Raw genomic sequence first — 18169 nt, forward strand, 5'->3', positions numbered from 1 at the left:
TATGCCTCGTTGTGGCTGATTAAGGGAAATTAACCTGACTTAGTTTGCTAGATGCTTGATGGTTAGCTTGCGAATCGTATTCATGTTGCGCATGGTATGCGTTGGCAGCTTCAGCGCCTTCATGGCGGACAGGTCCCATACCTGAGAGTCTGACATACGCCCTTTCCGCAGCCAGAAGAGTTCTCGATCAATCACGCGGAATGCATCTGTGTCCGTTTGGATCGCTTCGAGATTCCGGACCATTTTCGGCGGCAGCTTCTTCGCGAAGAACGAGACGTGAACGTTCCAGTCAGGCTCGTTCTGTCGCGGAAAGACTTCCCGCTCGGCGACAGCCCGAACTTCCGCCGCAGACCGAACGAACGTATCGACCGGGTAACCCAGCGAAGATTCGAGATGCTGGGAGATGCTCGCGGCAAGTTTCGCTTCGGCGGTCTTGGGGACCCAGAAGACCACATTCCCGCTGGCGATGTACGTTTCGACCTGTTGGTAGTCGAGTTCGATCAATAGTCCTCGCAACCGGTCCATGCTGAGCCTTCGTTTGCCCAAATTCATGCCACGCAAAAAGGCAACGTATTGATTGAGGTTCGCCATGGTTCACTTCCATCGGGCAACAACGAACAAACAGTCCTGATCCGATGATCTCAATTCGAGGCCTGATCGGAAAGGGCTTCACCCAAGATGGGAACGCTCGAGATGGGCGGGTGCAGCCACGCGGCGAAAACCTTGGTCAGGATTGGCATGACCAGCCAGGCCAAGGTTATGGTGACGAAGATCGTCGTCACCGCCGTCGCCACAAGACTATGCAGGCTACTCAGAGCCGGGGGCAGCAAATTGCCCCAGAATAAAACCGAAGGATAGACACCCAGCCAGGTGATGGCCGCCATCTTCCAACGCGGAGGACTCAGCTTGGGGTCGCGGAAGAAGGCCTCCAGACCGTGCAGCTTCCGGCGCGTTGCCTCTTCGACGACCAGCGGCTTGGTCAACTCGTGGAAGTCGCGAAAGCGGGCCGATTGATAAAACGCGTCACATGATGCTTGATCCTCAAACGATCTCAAGATGCCGTACTCGCAGCCGTACGTTCCCGGCACAGGGGCCAGCAGCAGCACGCCGGCCGTGCCTGGTTCGTGCAGCGATTCTCGGGCAAACTCACGCAGCGCCGCCTCGTACTCAGCCTCTTTCCCAGGTTTGGCTTGGTGAGTAATCGCGACATGAACGTGACTCATGAGGGCCTCGTCTTGAGCTTCGGATTGAATCAAAGGCGACCGTCGAAAGCGCAGGCAGTAGCGGCTTACGGCACTGGGACACAGTACCCTTGGAATTGTTCGCAATCAAGCAAACATCAAATCCGTTCCAACTCAAGTTGCTCGAAGAACTCTTCTCGATCTTCAGGCTGCGGTTCTTCGCGGGCAGTCGCAAAGTCGGGGATCGCGGGTTGCTCTTGAGGAGGAGACAGCCACGGACGAAAGAGTCGCGTTAAGAAGGGCATGATGATCCAGGCCAACGAGGCGACGACGAAGACGTTGACGATGGCCCGGATTAATAGATCCGGCATAAAGCTGATTAGCGGGGGAATGGTCACGGAAAAGAGCAGGGCACTGGGGAATACGCCTAGCCAGGTCACGACGAACATCTTCCACTTCGGAGGGCTCGTGCGGGGATCGTGGAAAAAGACTTCCAGGCCACTCAGAGGACGACGCTTGGCATCATCCGCCACCAACGGCCGTGTCCGGCGATGGAATTCACGATAACGTTCCGAGCGATAAAACGCCTCGCAAGATGCTCGGTCTTCGAAGGTGCGCAGGATTCCATATTCCTTGCCTAACGCTCCAGGTGCCGGGGCCAACAGCAGAACCCCAGATGTGCCTGGTTCGTCCAGCGACTCTTTTGCGAACTGGCGCAAGGCGGCCTCGTATTCTTCCTCCTTGCCCGGTTTGGCTTGATGTGTGATGGCGATGTGAAACTGGCCCATTGTCTATTCCTTGGAATGGTCACAAGTTGACCTCATTTCCCTTGCGGGATGCTATCGATCTTTCAGGGCAGCAAACTTCACACCAAAGTCCCGCTCGGAGGTGGTCTTTTCGTGATCAATGAGCCGAGAGGTCCTGATAACCGGTCAAAGATTCGCGTTTTGCCCGGATATAGGCCGTCAGAAGTCTAGAAGGGAATGACTTAGGAATGAAAAACGATGGGTAAAGTCGTGGTTAAGTCTCCGCAACGCGTGCCTTTGGTTCGCGATGGTCGCTTTCTTACGCAGTTGTGCTCGACATTGCCTATCCCTTTATCAACACTTAGACAAAGCGGTTGCCTCGTGACATTCTCTGGGGGGATTCCCTGGTAATTCATGATTCAGCGGAGAGCGAATTCGATATTCTGAGCGTCGCCTCGCATTCTGTCAGGAAAAAAGCGATTTTCTACGCAACCCCTCGAGATTGCCGGCGATAACGCATTTATTAGCAGGCATCTCTAATTGCGAAGGATTCAGCTCATGTGGAAGATTAGCGCGTCGGTGGGAAGTTATGAGAGTGGTGCCGTAAACCACATGGCGGATGTCAAGACCGTGCAGAAGATGCTGACGGAGGTTGCCAAGAAGACGGCCAATCCACTCTTTGATCCCAAGGGTATCGACGGAAAAATTGCTCGGGTAGGCGCGACTTCCAACACGGTCAAGGCAATTATCAACTTCCAAGTAAAGCGTGTCGGCATGGCCAAAGCCGACGGACGGATTGACGTGGGAGGGAAGACCTGGAAGGCGATGACTTCCATCGTGGGTGCCGTGGCACCTCCGGCTGCTCCGCCTGTCCCGGTGGGCGGCCTGATCACGCTGACGGTACAGCACGGCGGAAAGATGCCGACGAAAACGAAGCGCAAGGGAAACGAGTCCGCGACCTTCAATGGGATGTATGAGTCGACCTTCATGCTCACCGGTGGTGGCGTGAACGGCACCTTCAAAGGATCGATTTGGCCAGACGATATGACCGTCAAAGGACGCGTCCTCGATGGTACGTACCCTTTGCATATCGGTTTTCACAAAGGGGGAAACGCCGCCAAGCAAGGGGCCGACAAACTGGTAATGAAGCGAGAGGGGATTCGTCCTGGGCTTTTGGTCAACATGCGAAAGCCAGTCAACGTCCAAAGCGACAATCCAGCCAAGACGACTTCTTCAGGGATCAACGTCCACAATGGGTTTAACAACAATCGCGGGTCCGATGGTTGTCTGACGATTCAGCCAAATGACTGGCCGCGATTCATTCAGATCTTTCTGGATGGGTTTCCTGACATCAACGACTGGCACGCGATGTACAACAACACCGGCAAGAAGATCGGTCAGTTGGTGATCAAGCCATAGCTATTCGACTCGAACAAGAAAAGAAAATGGCCAGTCGATGCGATTCGACTGGCCATTGGTATACGCGAAGTGATCAATCACGTGGGGTTAGTCTTTCAAGTAGACGGGACGCCCGTTCGAGTAGATCATCTTTTGCATGGTGCTCGGTTCCAGGCCTTTGGTAGAGACTTTGGTCGAACCAAATCCACGTCCGTACTTAGGATCCAGAATCATCGCCGGAAGTCGGCTGCGGGTGAAGAAATTAACGTCTTCCGTCTGACGATCGACTTGTTGCTGAATCGTTTCATCGGCACCGACGAACATGCCTGGCCCGGTGGAGGTTTGGTTGAGCCAGATCGTCGCGTCGCCGATGGTCATATCCAGTTTCGAGATGATCGGCGTATAGGTGACCGTTTCAGGGGCCCGGGAAAAACCAAAGAAGCGATACGTCCGCGTGACCGGCTCGCCGCGCGTGATTTCCGCGTGCATGATCGCGTCGTAGTCTTCCTGGTTTAGCTCCCAACCATTCTCTCGAATCTTGGCCACCAAGGCATTGTAGACCGCGGGATTGTGTTGATCGCCGCAGCGTACTTCCAGCCGGATCTTGCTGCCTGGCTTGACCACAACCAGGTCTTCTCGCGAGACCCCTTCCACTTTCTCTCGCACGTCAGGGCCAGGCAGTTTGACGTTACCGACGGCCAGGCCGGCACGTCGACCGTTGGCTTGAAGCTCCGCTCCGTAAACCAAATGGCCATTGAGCACGCCCATAGTCTGGCGGCCTTCCGACTCTTTCACGGCGGTGACCGTTCCATGTTCCAGATGGTAATTCCAAATGGCGATGCCTTCGTTGAGGTCGTACAGGATCATCTCCATGAAGTTCTTGATCATCAGCATGTCGCTGTTGACCCAGTACATTTCCTTGGCCATCGAACCACCGATCGACTCGGCAGGATGCGTCACTGGTTCGGCGGCTGGGTCGGTCAGGTTCCAAATCGTCAGCGTATTCTCTTCCAGCGTTGCCAGTTTCGAACCGTCTTCGCTGGGGGTCGCCAGCTTGACGGGGTTCTCGGTGATCAGTTTGGTGATCGTCGTCCCGGTTACCGCATCAAAGATACGCACGCTCTTGTTTTCGACCAGGAACCCATATTTCGACGTCCCGCTGAGCGTGGGAGGCGTCGACCACATGTTGTCCTGGAAGATGCGGTAAGCGACGGACTTGTTGGCGATATCCCAACCGACGTACTGCTTGTCGGCAAAACGGTGGAGTACCAGGTTGCCGTTGATCAGACGTGCCCACGGTTCTTTGTCGTATCCATCCTCTGGGTAGGCTTCCCAGCTGACGATCGGCGTCATCGATTCGTCGGTCGGCAAGACTTCCCAGATCGAAAGAATCGACTTCCGGCGACCAAAGCTGCCGCTGATACGTTTGTAACGATACGTCAGCAGCCGGTGCGAAGCGGGATGGTAGTCCAAAACCATCTCGCCGTCGGGAAGCGCCTGCTCTTTGGAGATCTTCTTTTCCTTGAGCGAGATCCAGGCGATACGCGTGCGATCGAACTCGTCCGCCTTGCGAGGATCGACCGGGTACTCGGCCGAGACAAGCACTAGGCCGTCTGGACCACCAATCGGTTGAATCAGGCCGAATTGCTCTTCTTCGTAATGTTTGCCGAAGCCGACCCCCCCTTGCGGAATCACCATATACGACGGAAGCGGATCCGGCAGAATGGCGATGCGTTCTTCCGCGTAGCCGACGCTACCAAACGCATTGAGGTTCTCGTTGTCGGTTCCAGCAAAGCGAATCGGCGGAATTGGGTCAGGGGACGGTACGGCGCGGATGCCCATCTCGGCCTTCATGCGGTCGATATACCGCTGATCGGCGTCTCCGAGTTTGGCAATCGGCACTTCGATTTCCGACATGTCTTCACGACGCAAGCGTATCTTGTCTTCGACGATTCCCAGCGGGGCGGCCATGATTTTGAACGTGCCGCTGGTATCGGTCCATGTTCGGGCCGGTCCGATCGCACCATCTTCATACGCAAATCGAACGACCTTCGGCTGATAAACATCGCGACGAAGATTACCGTACGACGCCGTTTCAATCAGAAGCTCACCGCGTCGGTTGACGTCGACGACCGTGCCGTTCTTCCACTCTTTTTTCCAGTCGTCATAGACCTGGACGACGTCACCGACTTTGAATTTGCCGGCTTCAGCAACCACTGGAATGAGGAACAGCAAGAGAGGAATAAATAGCCATGCCCGAAATCTATTTTTTTGATTCATCAGATTCATGCCCAAGGCGATAAGGACGTAAAATAAAGGTGCCATGAGGATGTGGTTGGAGGGGGGATAGGCGCGCGGGATCGCCTACGCATGGACCAACCGATTGCCGCTTCTCTGTCCTTAAGCTATCGGGGGGTAGATAACCATCCCCAGCTACCCATTATGGCAACGATGATGTCTCGTGTCAGCCGGAATCTCGGAGATTTGACCAAACTCAAACAAAACCCTCGTTGTTTCCTATGCATTAGACGAACGACAACGAAAAAAGGATCCGGCAGAACCGAATCCTTTTTCGTTTTCTCAGAGTCTTTACGTTGGTGTTTAACCAGGCATTTGGCTGCTTAAGCCGCCTGCGGCTGGCACGTAGCACAGCTTGGTGTAGTCGGCCACCATGCGGTGGGCACTAAATCGCCAGGCCGAAGTGCTGATGCTGTACATCATGCGTTTGATCCAGTCGCGCGGCAGACCGTCGACGTCGCGATCGTAATACAGCGGAATCACTTCGTTTTCCAGCACCTTGTACAGGTCTTCGGCGTCGCGGGCATCCTGCTTGGCCACGTCGGTGTGCGTGCGGCCGGTGCCGATGGCGAAGCCGTTGCGGCCGTCGTAGGCTTCTGCCCACCAACCGTCGAGGATCGAGCAGTTCAAACCGCCGTTAAGAACGACCTTCTGCCCCGAGGTGCCAGAGGCTTCCAGCGGCTGTCGAGGGTTGTTCAACCAAACGTCCACACCTTGGATCAGGTGACGGCAGACGTTGATGTCGTAGTCTTCGATGAACACGATCTTGTCTCGGAACTGAGGATCGTGACGCAGGTTGTTGATCCTCTTGATCTTGGCCTTCCCCGGTTCATCTTTCGGGTGAGCTTTACCGCTGAAGATGAACTGCACCGGACGTTTGGGATCGCTCATCATTTCAACCAGACGATCGACGTCGGTCATGAACAGGTCGGCTCGCTTGTAGGTGGCAAAACGGCGCGCGAACCCGATCGTCAGGACGTTCGGATCCAGCACGGTTCGTGCGTGTTCCACGGCATCATCACTTTCACCTCGGCGACGACATTGACGCGAGATACGGCGACGGACGAACTGCAGCAGCAGGTTCTTCAGCGTGGCGTGCGTTTCCCAAAGTTCGCCGGGGTCGACGTCGTGAATGAACTGCCAGACGTCCGATTCACCCATGCGTTGATACCAACCGCTGGGGAAGTGGCGATCGTAGAGCTGCATCATCTGCCAGGCGATCCACGATGGGATATGCACACCGTTGGTGATGTGTCCGATCGGAATTTCTTCTTCCACCCGCCATGGCCACAGGTGAGCCCACATGCTACGCGAGACGTGACCATGAAGCTGGCTCACGGCGTTGGCTCGGCGCGAGGCCTTGAGGCCCAACACCGTCATGCAGAACGTTTCGTGCTGGTTATTGGTGTCGACGCGACCCATTCCCATTAGTTGTTCGTGCGAGATGCCGACTGACTCTCGCAGGTCACCCAGGTGCTCTTCGATCAGACCGGCATCGAAGCGGTCGTGACCGGCAGGCACCGGGGTATGCGTGGTGAAGACCGTCCGCTTGGCAACTTCGCGAAGTGCGTCGTCGAAGCTCATGCCATCCTCGTGCATGTGATCGCGAACGGCTTCCAGCGTGGCGAACGCGCTGTGACCTTCGTTCAAGTGATACACGCCTGGGGTAATGCCCAGCGCCTTGAGGGCCTTGATGCCCCCCACGCCGAGCACCATTTCCTGGCGGATACGAGTGCGTTCGTCACCACCATACAGACGGCTGGTCAGTTCGCGGTCTTCCGGGTTATTCCCTTCGACGTCGCAGTCCAACAGGAACAGTGGCACACGACCGACGTTCATCTGCCAGACTTTGGCCAGCAGCTTGCCACCCTTCATGTTGATGGTGACGGTGATGTGCTTACCATCGGGATCGTTGGCTGGCTTCATCGGAAGGTTCTCGACTTTGGTGTCGAGGTACTCTTCGATCTGGTAGCCTTCGTCGTTGAGGTGCTGCTTGAAGTAGCCTTGATCGTAGAACAAACCAATCGCCACCAACGGCACGCCCAGTCCACTGGCACTCTTGATATGGTCGCCAGAGAGAACCCCCAGACCGCCAGAGTAAATCTGAATTGATTCGTGGATGCCGAACTCGGCCGAGAAGTACGCGACCGGCTTGCCGCCGAGCACGCCTGCATGGGTATCTGCCCATGGAGTACTGCTGGCCATGTACTCTTTCAGTCGGCGATAGGCATGATTGATGCGGCTATAAAGCACCATCTCCGCGACCCGCGATTCTAATCGTTCGGGGGTGAACTCGCGGAGCAACGCGATTGGGTTATGGTCTAACTGTCGCCATCGAATGGGATCGAGATCGCGAAACAGATTGAATACGTCCGGTTGCCAAGTCCACCAAAGATTGTTGGCTAACGCCATGCACTTTTCGTGAAGTTTTTCGGCCGAGAGTTCAACGGGTGCTGTCACGTTGTCGTCCTCGGTTCGGGTCATTTCAGCCTGGCTCATCGCAGTTACCTAACTGGTTCAAGATACAAGGGCTTCTGAATCCATGCACACAGGCAATGTAGCGAGTTGACTTCCGGCATGCGACCCCTGCAAGCAAAAGCAGGGGGTGGATTGTAGGAGGAAATTCGCACAAGCGTCAGATGGATCTCCAATGGCTTCCCTTAATTCTTTCGCAGCTTGCCAGCTTGGCGTAGCTTAAGGGTGAATGACTAAAGTCGGGAGGCCGATTGTTAAGGGTGAGTTCCAAAGAAGACCGCCTTGTCGACCTGACTTAGTCCGCTTGCCACTTACGCAGACACGGGGAATGATGGTTTCAGTGAAACGGAATAACTTGCAGTAGAAGCAAATCGAATGCCAACGTGCCAGCGCTGCTGGCATGCCCTGACCCTCTGATGGGGATGACGATGTCCGATAAAGAAATCATCACGCCCGATTCTGCCAACCTTGCGGCACTATGCGCGCAACTAAGTGAAAACGCGAATTCCTTGCAGACCGCCCAGGATTGGCCTGCTCAGCAGCTACTTAATTGTGCACAGCACGGAGTTTTCCGCTGGTTCATCGCCCAAGAGCAAGGCGGGCTCGGCTGGTCCGGCGATGATGTCGTACGTGGATATCTCGAACTTTCGGCCGCGTGTCTCACTACCACTTTCGTGATCACTCAGCGCACCGGGGCATGTCGACGGATCGCTTCCAGCGAAAACGAGGCCCTGAAGAAGTCGCTGCTCCCAGATCTGTTATCAGGCCGAACATTTGCCACCGTTGGCATTTCGCATCTAACGACCAGTCGTCAGCACTTAAAGAAACCGGCCCTGCTGGCGACCGAGGTCGACGGCGGCTACAAGCTCGATGGGTACAGCCCTTGGGTCACCGGTGCGAAAGCGGCCGATACGTTGGTGATTGGCGCCTGCCTGGAAGATGGTCGACAAATGCTGCTGGCGGTGCCTGCCAAAGGGATTGGTGTGGAAGTCGGTGAGCCGGCCGAACTGGTCGGACTGTCGGCCAGCCAAACAGGGCCGGTCCATTTCAAAGACGCATTTTGCCCGCACGAGTGGGTCTTGGATGGTCCCCGCGAAGATGTGATGAAGAAGGGGAAAGGAGCCAACACCGGCGGCCTGGAAACTTCGACTTTGGCGGTGGGTCTTTCCACGGCGGCGTATCGTTTTCTGGTCGCGCAGCGAGAAAAGCGGAGCGAGTTCGCCCAGCCGACCGAGCACTTCGAGGCGGAACTGGAAGCTCTGAAGAACGATCTTCTCGCTGCCGCAGCCGGAGAACCCCAGTGTGATCCGATGCAGATCCGCTCGCGCGCAAACAGCCTGGTTTTGCGGATCACCCAGGCCGCACTCAGTTCGGCCAAAGGGGCTGGTTACTTGCAAAGCCATGACGTCGGGCGATGGTGCCGCGAGGCGTTATTCTTCCTGGTGTGGAGCTGCCCGAGCAACGTGTTGTCCGCGAATCTTTGCGAACTTGCTAGAATCGAGGGCTAAATTGGAACCGCTCTCAACAATTCGCCTCATTGCAACTGCGTAAGAACACACCATGTCCGAAAACGTTGATATCACCTGGCACGACCACCACGTTTCCCGCGCCGATCGAGAAAAACTTAATGGACATGGAGGTGGCGTGGTTTGGTTCACCGGGCTGAGCGGAAGCGGCAAAAGCACCGTCGCAAACGCCGTCGACGGAAAGCTCCACCAGATGGGAATCCACACCTTCCTGCTCGATGGCGACAACGTACGCCACGGCTTGAATGCCAGCGGCAAGATTCTGGAAGAGAGTTATTCGCCGGAATTTGCCCAGCGCTTTGGGCTCGGGTTCGGAGCCCAGGATAGGGCGGAGAACATTCGCCGAATCGGCGCCGTCGCTGATCTCTTCTGCCAGGCAGGAGTCTTGGTGCTGACCGCATTCGTCAGTCCCTATCAGGCCGATCGTGACGCCGTGCGGCGAATTGTCGAGTCGAGCGGAAGTGCCGGCGATTTTATTGAGGTATTCGTCGATACGCCGCTAGCGGTATGCGAACAGCGCGATCCCAAGGGGCTGTATAAGAAAGCTCGGGCAGGCGAAATCAAAGGATTCACCGGCATCGACAATCCCTACGAAGCTCCGGCCAAACCTGAAGTTCACTTGGCCGGTGGAGATTACTCGCCGGATCAACTTGCCGATCAAGTCATCGCAGAGCTTCGAAAGATGAGAAAGCTGCCTCAGGTTTAACTTGACCACTTCTTGATCAGGTCCTACAACTAATGGGTGCATCGCTGCTCTGAGGAACACACGACGCGACGGATTTGCCGTGGCGATGCCAATCACTACCTTCTCTCGCATACCTGTCTTGGCCTGGCGCGAAAGTGCTGTTTTTTCGTGGTATGGGCCCTCCCTTGAGGATTTACGGATGATTAGTTCCTCGATGAAAGACATACGCTCGCGCGTCGTCACGGCGCTCGCGGCGTGTGGCAATCCCCGCCTCCGTTTCATTCAGGTTGAACTCGACGAAGAGCACGAGAACACGGTCTACCTCAGCGGTCGAGTGACCTCGTTCTATCAAAAGCAACTTGCCCAGGAACTAGTTCGTTCGATCGACGGCGACGTCCAGGTCCGCAACAATCTTCGAGTGGACGATTCCGTCTAACGGCAGATAGAATCGAGCCGAACGTTGCTTAGGCCGCGCGCGATTGATCGGCTTGCCAGTCGAGTTGTCGCTGGGCAGCAAGCAGAACGTCATTCACCGCCAGGTCTCGCATGCAGCGATGATGCTTCAATGGGCACTCTCGCTGGGCACATGGTGCACAGTCGGCGTCGGCCGAGAGGATGATCTCGTACGGGTTGTAGTTCTCGGCCCAGCGTGGATCGGTCGGGCCAAAGATGGCGACCGCTGGTACTTGGAATGCCGCTGCGAAGTGTCGCGGCCCCGAATCGGTCGTGATCATCAGCGAGGCCATATTGATCACCGCTTTGCTCAGGCCAATGCTTGGATCTTCTTCGGCCAAACTTCGGACGAACGGGTGATTCACTTCCCGCTCGATCTGAGCCACCGTTTCGCGCTCGCTGGGGCCACAAATCAACAGCACCGCGTTGCGTGGGTCTTCGACCAATCGACGAGCCAGAGCCGCGTAGTAGTCCGCCGGCCAGTGCTTCGCGCCGCCGTAGGCTCCGCCGGTGTTAAACACGATCACGCGGCGCTCGAAGAAACGATACTGTCGCCATAGGACCTGGGCCCGCAGGTCGTCGATGTCGGTGTAGCCCAGTTCGCAGTGACGCGAACGAACCTCATAGCCGGCCAGTTCGGCCAGCGAAAGATAATAGTCGACGGCCGATACCGGGATTCGCTCGCCGTTTTCCGTCGGTGGATCCAACGCATGCGTCAGGAGAGGACCGCGGCCGTAGCGGCGGTAACCGATGCGCTGTTTGACCCCGCCCAGGTAGACGAGCCCTGCCGAACTGATCGAGTTGGGTAGCAGAATGGCCTGATCGAAGCCTTGCCGACGCAGCGTCGATGCGACGTTCAAAAACCGCTGACTCGGCTCCTTCGCCTTTTTGCTCCACAGGATCACGTCGTCCAGGAAACTGGTGCCGGCGAGCACATCCTGCACGTAGGGACGCATGATGCCGACCAGGCGATCGCCTGTCTTCAGCCCTTCGCGAATGGCGCGCAGGGTCGGCGTGGCCATGACCACGTCGCCGATCCAATTGGGTAAAACGACCGCAATGTTTCGTGTGCCATCCATGGCGACGATCCTTGGAAACCGACTAGGCAGCCGTGCGGCGAATGGTTTCGTTGGCCGCAACCTTCTGAATGATGTCGGTCGTCGAGAAACCACCGACAATGTCGACCAGGCGAATCTCTCCGCCATATTCCTGCAGAATGTCGTACCCCGGGATTTCTTCCGGTACGTAATGCCCTCCCTTGACCAGGACGTCAGGTCGGACCGCTTTGATCAGGTCGTACGGCGTGTCTTCGCCGAAGACCACCACGTAGTCCACGCACGATAGCGCGGCCAGCATCGCCGAGCGTTCGGTCTCGCTGATCACCGGTCGCGTCGGCCCTTTCAGCTTCGAGACGCTGGCGTCGCTGTTGAGTCCCACGACCAGGACTTCACCCATCTTCGAGGCTTCGGTCAGGTTGGTCACGTGTCCGAAGTGCAGCAGGTCGAAGCAGCCGTTGGTGAACACGATCTTCTCGCCGCGGCGGCGATGTTCTTCGGCGATCGAGGCAATTTGCTCGTGCGTGACGATCTTCTTCTGACCCGGCAGCAGGTCGGTGCGAAGTTCGGCTTCGATCTCGGCCAGGGGAATCACGGCGACGCCCGACTTTTCGACTTCCAGTCCGGCGGCGACGTTGGCCAGACGAACCGAATTCTCACGATCCAAACCGCTCCCCAGGCAAGCGCCCAGCATGGCCAGAACCATGTCGCCGGCTCCGGTGATGTCGTACACGCTGCGGGCCTGGGTGGGGAAATGACACGACGAACCATCCCGGCTGACCAGGGCCATGCCGTCTCGATCGAGGGTCACGATCACGTCCTTTAGGTCCAACTGTTGGCACAGTTGGCTGCCGGCGGCAGACGCGTCGGCGACGGTCTGCAGCGAAACGCCGCTGGCCAGTTCGGTTTCGATTCGATTGGCCTTGAGTAGCGTTGCGCCTCGGTAACGCTCGTAGTCGTGCCCCCGCATCGGGTCGACCAACGTCGGAATGTTGTGCTTATTGGCCAACTGGATGACCATTTGTAGTAGTTTTGGCGTGCAGACTCCCTTGGCATAGTCAGAAATCAGTATGACGTCGAAGTCTTCAATTTGATTCTCGATACCGGAGTAGATCTTCTCAACAAGCCAGTCGCCGATCGCTTCGGTCTTTTCGTGATCGACGCGTAAGATTTGGCTGGGGTGTCGCGAACCGGCTCGGCCGACGAATCGCTCTTTTAGCGTGGTGGGACGCGACGCATCGCAGGCAATCAGGCGCGTATCGATGCCGGACTGCTGGGCGAGTTCCACCATCTGGCTACCAGACTCGTCACGGCCGTGCACGCCAGCGGCAACCACGTGGCAATCGAGCCCTCGCAGCATGTTGCAAACATTGGCTGCCCCGCCCAGACGCAGTTCCTGGTCGTCGGCATGCAGCACGATGACCGGCGATTCCTGGCTGATTCGCTGCGCGTTGCCGTAGGTGTAGCGATCGAGGATCATGTCCCCCAAGACCAGAACCTTGGCGGGACGCATCGATTTAAACGCTTGCAAGAGCGGGGGGAGGCTCACGGCTCGTCTTCCTTGACGTGGCTTTGATCGAAAAACCCAGGCCGACTCCAATCCGTGGACAGCCCAGGCAAGGTTTATCGGGACTTGGTTATACCCAGAATGGTGAACTGGGCAAATAGAGAACCTGCCAGCGGTTGTGTTCGTGGTTGATGGCAACGTTCAACCCTAGTAGCTGCTAGCACTCAGAATGGCTTCGACCTGATTGATCACCTGGCGACAACTGACCGCCGCCATTTTGAAGTTCGTGTGGTCGGAGATCTCAGGCTGGATCTCCTCGAACAGTTCACACGCTTTACGAAGCTTGCTGAACTTCTTCTTCGCTTGCTTCAGATAGGTGGCCGGATCGTTCGCTTGAACCGCCGGACCGAGCGCCAGCATGTAGTCGTACAGCGTTCGGGCCACTTGCTGCAGCTCTTCGTCTTCTTCCGTTTCCTCGGCATGCTTGAGGAACGTACGCACCATCCACAGATGGGCCATCTGCAAATCGATGGCCTCCATCTGGGACTGCGGCGAAAGAGACGACTCATTCATCGATTCAAGCGAACCCTGAAAGTTACTCGGACTTGGCTTGCGATTTGCCAGTCAGCTTCTCGATGGCGCTGGGCTGCTGGGTGGGCTCTGCCTTGCTGACCTCTTCGGTCTTTTCCGGAGCGTGGGCCGACTTCTGCGGCGGAGCACCCTTGGGGGCGAACAGCAGCACCGTCACAGCGCCGGCGATCGTCATGATGATCCCGGCATAGAAAACAGGTCCGGCTTGGCTCCAGAGGTTCTTGGTGAACAGCGAGATGATCGTCGTCACGATCGGGGCGAAGCCAAACACCAGCGGCATCACGATCCATGGCTTACCACCGTTGGTCAGCGCCAGAATCAAACCGAACGCGCCAAACGTACCACAGGTACCCGCGATGAAGCTCCACGAGAACCCGCTGAAGGTCCAGTCGGTGGTGAACTTGCCTTGGGCAATCAGGATGGCCGAAGGAATGATCACCGCAACCACCAGGTAAGCCAGGCCGACGCAGATCAACGGCTTGATGCGGTCGTTGCCGAGGTAGTGTTGCCCCTCGTGCAACACCGGGCCGTAGCTTCCCCAGGCCAGTGCCGTTAACGCGATACCGCAGATGACGAAAATGAAATGCATGGAAAACTACTCCAAGTTGAGTCAGGGGGGAAGCGAAATAGTTGTTAGAACGACTTTTTCCCATTCTAACGAGCAAAGCTACCGTTGGCGAGGTCCAGCTGCGTGAAGCGTTCAACTCCCGCGCAGGGCCGGAACAATATTCCCTTTCAACGCCGAACGGACCGCCAAGCTACTGCTGACGATACCGACAACCAGGATCACACCTAACATGCCCCCCAGCGAAGCAAAGGGAATCGACGCGTTGCCAAACACCATATGCGGCACGACCGTGACCAAGGCCGAGATCACCCCCGTCGCCAGCCCGCCCAGCAGCAGAACCATCGTCTCGCGCATCACCAGCGAGTAAAGCCGGCCGTCGGAGAACCCGGCCGCGCGAAGCAAAGCCAGTTCAGACCGCCGTTCGAGAATCGTTCGCAGCTGCACGGCTGCCAGGCCAAACGTTCCCAGCAGTAGCCCGAGCGCCCCCAGGCTTTGGAACGTCGACAGGTAAGTGTTCTGCACTGCTAGAAGGCTGGTCAAAATCTTCTCAGCCGATGTGATGTCGAAACCTTGGTCTGCCAGGCGATTCTCCAGGATGTCGCGAACTTCTTCCTCTTTCCCTTCCGGCGTGCGAATGAGGAACATCTCGTAGCCACTCACATCGGGGTAACTCGCTAGGAAGTTGGCCTCGCTGATCAGCAAGTTCCCTTGGAAGACGCAATTGGAAAGCAAACCCGCGACAACGTACCTCGTCTCGCGGCCGTCGTCTTCGGTGGTGGTGAACTCTTCGCCGATGCCGCCATATAAGTGCAAGGCATACATGGCGGTGTTGTTGTCGAGCACCACGGGAATCGGCTCGGTGATGCCATCGGCTTTTTCTGCTAGAACTTCCCATTTCGACTCGCCGCTGGTCGCGGCCGAAGCGACCCAGTCGAAGTGCGTTACATCGGACTGGGCGTAATACTGCATCATGCTCGGCGTCACGCCCAGCACGCGAGGACTGTTCGATTGGTAGAGGTTCAAACAACTGGCATCGTCGCCGGGTTGAACCCTCAGGGAGAGAATCGTGGTCGACTTTAGTTGTTGGTCTTCCTCATCGCTGAAGCCTGTCTCCAGGCGGCCTTCCGGCGTGTTGAGATCGCGGTACAGCGGCTGGGAACTCTCCGCAATCAGATTCATCCCGCCCGAGCCGGTGTCGGTCGGCGAAAGCCGGAAAGCCCCGATCGCCACGATTAAGAACGCGGCCGACGCGATCAAGCCGATCGTCAGCGTGCTGCGGCCTGGGTTACGGGCCGCATTGCTCAGGGCCAGTTGCCCGAGGCTAAACGAACTTTCGCGGCCTGACCCGGCACCGCTGCGCAGCATGTGCCAAAGCAGCAGCAGGCAGGCAGTCAGAACCAATGCTCCAGAGCCGAAGAACGCCCCGGCCTGGGCTTCCCCTCCGAGACCAGCGGCGAGAAATGACAGGCCAACGGCACCCAGCGCACAAGCGATTCCGGCGAACATGGCCCAGCGGATAGGCTTGCCGAACGTTATTTGCGTATCGGTGGTGCTTCCCTGCAACAGCCCCCGTACTGAAAGCTTCTTCAGACCACGCATGCCGAAGAAAATCGTCAGCAGACAAACGAGCGAACCGCTCACCAGGCCGATCAGTAGACTGCTGGGGTTATCCAGGTGCAGCGTCAGAAACGGCGTCACGACCGCCCCCAACCACCACGTTCGCAGCCCCACCAGCATCAGCCAGGCATAGCCGATGCCGATGATCACGCCGGCGATGCTACCGACCAGGGCAATCAGCCCGGCCTCGCGCATCAGAAGGCCCTGCGTGACCTTGCGGTTGAGGCCGACCGCTTGCAGCAGGCCGATCTGCTGGCTTCGCTGTTCGAGCCCCAGGCGAAACAGCAGCGACACCAGCATGATGGCCGAACCGATAATGAACATCGAGAACCCCATGAACAACACGTTGAACGGAGTGGTCCCGGCTGCGGCACGCAGGGCATCCTGGCGTACCGTTAAGAGGCGAAAACCAAGTTCGCTGCGATGCGAAGCCAAGGCGTCTTCGATCTTCGTTTGCAGGGCATGCTCGTCGGTGTACTGTTCGCCGAAAAAGCGGAACGCAGTCACTTCACCGAAGCGGCTTCCCCACAGCTCTTGCCCCGTTTCGAGCGCGACGAACGCTTTGGGGGTGGTGCGGTAGTTGTCCCAATACTCTTCGTCGTCTCCATCGACGCGCGAGTTGTCGTACGGAAACGGAGGGTCCCAGTCGTCGATCGAGTCTTGATCGGTGATTCCCTTCACGACCGGCGTGTAATCGGGATCGTTTGCCGTGGTGGGTGCCTTGTCGAACACCGGCGGACGACTCCGGCGGAAGGGCTGATCCGGCTCGGTCAGCGGCGTGATCGCCGCCAGGCGAAACGTTCGACCGATCTCCTGGGCCACGCCATGCGAACTTTCTGGCGCGAAATATTGCAGGTAGATCGTATCTCCTGGCTTCAGTTTTGATTGCTGCTTTGCCTCTTCGTCGCTCAGGTCGGGGTTGGCCTTCTGCAGCTTCTTGGCCTGGGCACTGGCGAGGTGCTCGGCCGTCCACGAGTTAAGGACGATTTCATTCTTGCCGATCTTTTCGATCGGTTTGCCGTCCTGATCAACCAGTGGGTAGTCGAGGCCGCTGAACTGCAAGGCCGTGACGGTGGAGTAGGGGATGGAACTCTTGTCTTCCCCGTCGGGTACTTCACCGACCCCGATCGACGTGGCCAGGTAGGTGAACGTCGGATGGGCATCTCCTTCGAAGGCTCTCTCGACGGCATCCGCCGCGGCATTGCCAAAGATCATCCGGCTACTGGTCAGTTGCCAATAGTCGTAGATCGTTTTCTGCTGGAACGTTTGCTCGACCTTCGTCAGTTCGAAGTTGTAGTCGGCCAGCGTCAGAAACAGCTTGCTGAGATCGAGCGTTTGTCCATCGGGGTGGCTCACCAGGACGGCGTTGACGCGATCGTCTTGTTCCAAAGCATCTTGCAGGGCGGCCTTCGAGGCATACGCATTGAGCGGCAACTGCTGCGTGGGATGCATGCCGAAACGCCCGAGTCCTTCGGCCGGAATCACCGCTTTTACGGTCAATCGCGGCAGGCTTTGCGTTTCCGCCGTCTTGCGTCCCAGGGGACTATCGGCTGGTACATCGTTACCGCCTGGCAGACGCAGCGTGACGAGGTCTCCCTGCTTCACACCTAGCTCATCGGCCAGCGGCTGGTTGAGGATGATCTCGTCGTCACTGATCTGGGTGGGCGTCCAGCCTGGGACGTCCCCCAGTTTCCAAAAGGCCTCATCAATGCCCAGTACCGCCAGGTTGCCGGCGACCTTGGTCGGCTCGTCGGGCTTGCTGGCTACCGTTTGCAGGGTGCCTTGCATGAGGACGATCGGAACGGTGGTGGTGTTTGCATTGTGCTGCGAGATCTGCTCGGCGACATTCGGGCGAAAGAAGCGATCGGCGAGGAGGATTTCTTGAATCGAGCCCAATCGAGATAAGGCCAAATCACGAAGGCTACCCCTGACGGAGTCGCCGATGATCAGGGCACCGGTGAGTACGGCCGTCGCGGCGGCGACACCCAGCAGAACGGCCAGGTTGGTTTGCCAGAACTGCTGAGCACTTCGCAGGACCAAACGCCAACGATTCATGATGGTTGCCTCCT

General features: G+C 57.3%; 14 protein-coding genes. 4 read left to right on the plus strand and 10 right to left on the minus strand.

Annotation, left to right across the window (positions count from 1 at the left end; genetic code table 11):
• Positions 1-39 precede the first annotated feature (39 nt).
• From Pan97_RS04045 to Pan97_RS04055, 3 genes are all read right to left on the minus strand, one after another.
• Positions 40-591 (minus strand): DUF1697 domain-containing protein, encoded by a 552-nt coding sequence (locus Pan97_RS04045; RefSeq protein ID WP_144970868.1) that lies wholly within the window; start codon positions 589-591, stop codon positions 40-42.
• 50 nt (positions 592-641) lie between these two features.
• Complete coding sequence (locus Pan97_RS04050; protein WP_144970869.1) at positions 642-1223, minus strand: antibiotic biosynthesis monooxygenase; 582 nt, start codon at positions 1221-1223, stop codon at positions 642-644.
• A gap of 116 nt (positions 1224-1339) precedes the next feature.
• Positions 1340-1969 (minus strand): antibiotic biosynthesis monooxygenase, encoded by a 630-nt coding sequence (locus Pan97_RS04055; protein ID WP_144970870.1) that lies wholly within the window; start codon positions 1967-1969, stop codon positions 1340-1342.
• Positions 1970-2485: 516 nt separating this feature from the next.
• Between Pan97_RS04055 and Pan97_RS04060 the strand changes: the two genes are divergently transcribed.
• Positions 2486-3346 carry a hypothetical protein gene (locus tag Pan97_RS04060; protein ID WP_144970871.1) on the plus strand — a complete coding sequence of 287 codons (861 nt, stop codon included), beginning with the start codon at positions 2486-2488 and terminating at the stop codon, positions 3344-3346.
• A gap of 87 nt (positions 3347-3433) precedes the next feature.
• Here the strand turns inward: Pan97_RS04060 and Pan97_RS04065 are convergent, their stop codons facing one another.
• Together Pan97_RS04065 and glgP are read right to left on the minus strand one after the other, a co-directional pair.
• Entirely contained in the window at positions 3434-5605 is a 2172-nt protein-coding gene (locus Pan97_RS04065) for an SHD1 domain-containing protein (protein WP_165698604.1), read from the minus strand.
• 321 nt (positions 5606-5926) lie between these two features.
• On the minus strand, positions 5927-8122 hold the full coding sequence (glgP, locus tag Pan97_RS04070) for an alpha-glucan family phosphorylase (RefSeq protein WP_144970873.1): 2196 nt from the start codon (positions 8120-8122) through the stop codon (positions 5927-5929).
• 404 nt (positions 8123-8526) lie between these two features.
• On the opposite strand from glgP, the gene Pan97_RS04075 reads away from it, so the two are divergent.
• The 3 genes from Pan97_RS04075 (at position 8527) to Pan97_RS04085 (ending at position 10745) form a co-directional block, all read left to right on the plus strand.
• Positions 8527-9606: an acyl-CoA dehydrogenase family protein gene (locus tag Pan97_RS04075; protein ID WP_144970874.1), complete on the plus strand. Its 1080-nt coding sequence runs from the start codon at positions 8527-8529 to the stop codon at positions 9604-9606.
• Between the two features lie 52 nt (positions 9607-9658).
• Complete coding sequence (cysC, locus tag Pan97_RS04080) at positions 9659-10330, plus strand: adenylyl-sulfate kinase (protein ID WP_144970875.1); 672 nt, start codon at positions 9659-9661, stop codon at positions 10328-10330.
• 178 nt (positions 10331-10508) lie between these two features.
• Entirely contained in the window at positions 10509-10745 is a 237-nt protein-coding gene (locus tag Pan97_RS04085; RefSeq protein WP_165698605.1) for a BON domain-containing protein, read from the plus strand.
• Positions 10746-10773: 28 nt separating this feature from the next.
• Here Pan97_RS04085 and waaF read toward each other — a convergent pair whose 3' ends face one another.
• The 5 genes from waaF to Pan97_RS04110 all read right to left on the minus strand — a co-directional run bounded on the left by waaF (position 10774) and on the right by Pan97_RS04110 (position 18155).
• A complete protein-coding gene (waaF, locus tag Pan97_RS04090) occupies positions 10774-11841 on the minus strand; it encodes a lipopolysaccharide heptosyltransferase II (protein WP_165698606.1) in 1068 nt (355 codons plus the stop codon).
• 22 nt (positions 11842-11863) lie between these two features.
• Positions 11864-13366 (minus strand): D-glycero-beta-D-manno-heptose 1-phosphate adenylyltransferase, encoded by a 1503-nt coding sequence (gene rfaE2, locus Pan97_RS04095; RefSeq protein WP_196782272.1) that lies wholly within the window; start codon positions 13364-13366, stop codon positions 11864-11866.
• A gap of 165 nt (positions 13367-13531) precedes the next feature.
• Positions 13532-13897, minus strand: a complete 366-nt coding sequence (locus tag Pan97_RS04100) for an amidohydrolase (protein WP_144970878.1) — start codon at positions 13895-13897, stop codon at positions 13532-13534.
• Between the two features lie 22 nt (positions 13898-13919).
• Positions 13920-14504: a hypothetical protein gene (locus Pan97_RS04105; protein ID WP_144970879.1), complete on the minus strand. Its 585-nt coding sequence runs from the start codon at positions 14502-14504 to the stop codon at positions 13920-13922.
• A gap of 111 nt (positions 14505-14615) precedes the next feature.
• A complete protein-coding gene (locus Pan97_RS04110) occupies positions 14616-18155 on the minus strand; it encodes an ABC transporter permease (RefSeq protein ID WP_144970880.1) in 3540 nt (1179 codons plus the stop codon).
• Positions 18156-18169 lie beyond the last annotated feature (14 nt).

Source organism: Bremerella volcania (genome assembly GCF_007748115.1).
Taxonomy (GTDB): Bacteria; Planctomycetota; Planctomycetia; order Pirellulales; family Pirellulaceae; genus Bremerella; species Bremerella volcania.